Source organism: Oligoflexia bacterium (genome assembly GCA_035326705.1).
GTDB lineage: Bacteria > Bdellovibrionota_G > JALEGL01 > JALEGL01 > JALEGL01 > JALEGL01.
In genome coordinates this window covers 1-2249 of record DAOLES010000015.1, presented here as the reverse complement: position 1 = coordinate 2249, position 2249 = coordinate 1, and the positions used below count along the sequence as shown (strand labels likewise).

3 protein-coding genes are annotated in these 2249 nt (G+C 34.9%); all 3 read left to right on the top strand.

Annotated features, from left to right (window positions below; translation table 11 throughout):
* Window positions 1–98 precede the first annotated feature (98 nt).
* The 3 genes from PKC21_10840 (at window position 99) to PKC21_10830 (ending at window position 2162) form a co-directional block, all read left to right on the top strand.
* Entirely contained in the window at window positions 99–938 is an 840-nt protein-coding gene (locus tag PKC21_10840; protein HMR25833.1) for an IS982 family transposase, read from the top strand.
* 158 nt (window positions 939–1096) lie between these two features.
* Window positions 1097–1363, top strand: a complete 267-nt coding sequence (locus PKC21_10835) for a transposase (protein ID HMR25832.1) — start codon at window positions 1097–1099, stop codon at window positions 1361–1363.
* A gap of 19 nt (window positions 1364–1382) precedes the next feature.
* Window positions 1383–2162 (top strand): IS3 family transposase, encoded by a 780-nt coding sequence (locus tag PKC21_10830; protein ID HMR25831.1) that lies wholly within the window; start codon window positions 1383–1385, stop codon window positions 2160–2162.
* The last annotated feature ends 87 nt before the right edge of the window (window positions 2163–2249 follow it).

Below are 2249 nucleotides of genomic sequence, written 5' to 3'. Positions count from 1 at the left end.
TATTAACTTGAATTACGAAATTAAGAATTAGTTTTTAAATAAGTAAAAAATTCGATAAAATGGGCAAAGTTAGAAAGACTAATTAATAACTCTGCCCTATGAATACTTTAACAAATCGTCATCAAATTGTAACTACTTTTAGTATTTTTGATGACTTATCTGCACATTTAAAATTAAATAAACAATTATCTGGAAGAAAGCCAAGCTTAACTTTGGCTGAATTAGCAACTATTTCCCTTATTCGTAGTGAATACAATATTGGCAATTGGAAAGGCTTGTATAAGCTAATCAAAACATGTTATTCAAAAGAGTTTAAGCTTCCCAGTTACAAAAGCTTTGTTCTTCTCATGAGACAAAGCGCTAAGCAGATTATTCTCTTACTAGAAGCTTTATTTCAAATAAATCGTAAAAAGTCAGGAACTATCAAGTTAATTGATTCTACTCCTTTACCTGTCTGTCATAATAAAAGAATATTCAAGCACAAGACTATGGAGAGATTAGCAAGTAGAAAGAAATCAACTATGGGTTGGTTTTATGGATTAAAGCTACATGCTATGACTGATATTGAAGGGAATATTTTATACATCAAATTTACTACAGCGAAAGTTGATGATCGGCAAGCTTTAGATCAATTACTTGAGAAATTAGAACAATCAATCATTGTAGCAGACGGTGGCTATGTTTCTAAAAAGTTAGAAGAGAAAGCTCTGAAAAATGGGAACAAATTACTTGCTTGTGCTCGTAAGAATATGGGTAAAATGACTACATTTCTAGACAATTGTTTACTTAATCTGAGACCTAGAATTGAAACATTATTTTCAGTTTTAAAGGTGCGGTATGGCTTAGTTACCTCTCTTCCAAGGTCGGAAGAGGGTTACTTTGCTCATTATATCCACGTCATATTTGGATATGTTTTTAACAAATCTTTAATTTCGTAATTCAAGTTATTAAATATTTCTAAGGGTTCTGCAATCGATTTATAAAGTTCTGTTTGTTCTATTTGTGTTAGCAGTCTATTTGTTCTATCTTGTTCATGGAGGGTGTCCCCACTATACTATGAACATATTCTAAGAAAGATGGTTTAAAATAACGGGATATGCAAAAACGAATTCCCAAAGAAACCAAGGAGGAAATCCTTGAGAAAGTTAAAAACGGAGAAAAAGTATCAGAGCTTGCACCACAATATGGAATTTCAGACAAGACCATATACAATTGGCTGAAAGCACAGGTAAAACCTGAGATCAACCTAATGGAATGGAATAAGCTCAAGCGAGAGAATGAGGATTTAAAACAGATCATAGGACTGGTAACTCTCGAACTTGAGAGGTCAAAAAAAAAGAAAGGTCATAAAGCAAGCAAATAACAAACGTTTAGCAGGAGGATTGCTTGGGCTGGATAGTCGGAACATTTACTATCAGAGTGACAAGCTTGAACTAAGAGATCAATTAGTCAGGCAGCAGATCAAAAAGTGTTTCAAGGATAATCCTGCCTATGGGCACCGCAGAGTGGCCATTGACCTTGACTACAACAAGAAACGGATCAGTCGGGTAATGCGCAAGTATGGACTCAAGCCACCGAGGCTATGGTACCAGAAGAAGTTTTTAACAGAGGCAGAGCCAAGTTATAGAGATCAATTTAGCAACTTGATCAAGGAGGTAAGAGTAGATGAATTACAGATCAATGAGATTTGGTCCAGTGATTTGACCTACATCAAATACAAAGGCAAGTATATCTACCTTGCAGCCATTAAAGATTTAAGGAGCCGTGAGGTAGTAGGCGCAGAATTAGGAAGTCAGCATAATGCAGATTTAGTTATCAAAACGCTAAAACAAGCATATGACAAACAACAAGTTATGCCCAGGATCTTTCACAGTGATCGGGGTAGGGAATTTTTAAATGAGAAATGCATTACTCACTGTGACACGTATAATACTAGCATCTCAGTCAGTAATCCAGGGAGCCCTTGGCAGAATAGCCAGATTGAGTCATTTTGGAGTAGATTCAAAGCTGAATCTGGAGATTTAAATAGATTTGAAAGTTTAGGAGAATTGACAGAATATATTTACAGATATATTCACTATTACAACAATAGAAGGATCATCACTAAACTAAAGATGTGTCCTGTTCATTACAAACAGCAAATTTTGAGCCACTTAAACTAAGAATTTGTTCATAAAAAACGGGGGACTTGACAATCAATCCATCATAACTTTTCCAGCCATCTGTATACACCTTTGTTTCTTCTAAAA